This window comes from Halovibrio salipaludis (assembly GCF_002286965.1).
Classification (GTDB): Bacteria; Pseudomonadota; Gammaproteobacteria; order Pseudomonadales; family Oleiphilaceae; genus Halospina; species Halospina salipaludis.
In genome coordinates this window covers 1-544 of record NZ_NSKD01000028.1, presented here as the reverse complement: position 1 = coordinate 544, position 544 = coordinate 1, and the positions used below count along the sequence as shown (strand labels likewise).

The 544-nt window shown below is 54.4% G+C and carries 1 rRNA gene; it reads left to right on the top strand.

Features of this window, described 5'->3' with window-relative positions:
- A 16S ribosomal RNA gene (locus CK501_RS16645) occupies positions 1 to 544 on the top strand; the annotation flags it as partial.

Below are 544 nucleotides of genomic sequence, written 5' to 3'. Positions count from 1 at the left end.
GACTCCTACGGGAGGCAGCAGTGGGGAATATTGGGCAATGGGCGCAAGCCTGACCCAGCAACGCCGCGTGAGGGAAGAAGGCCTTCGGGTTGTAAACCACTTTTGAGCGAAATTGACGGTACCTGAGGAATAAGCACCGGCTAACTACGTGCCAGCAGCCGCGGTAATACGTAGGGTGCGAGCGTTAATCGGAATTACTGGGCGTAAAGCGTGCGCAGGCGGTTTGCTAAGACCGATGTGAAATCCCCGGGCTCAACCTGGGAACTGCATTGGTGACTGGCAGGCTAGAGTATGGCAGAGGGGGGTAGAATTCCACGTGTAGCAGTGAAATGCGTAGAGATGTGGAGGAATACCGATGGCGAAGGCAGCCCCCTGGGCCAATACTGACGCTCATGCACGAAAGCGTGGGGAGCAAACAGGATTAGATACCCTGGTAGTCCACGCCCTAAACGATGTCAACTAGTTGTTGGGGATTCATTTCCTTAGTAACGTAGCTAACGCGTGAAGTTGACCGCCTGGGGAGTACGGTCGCAAGATTAAAACT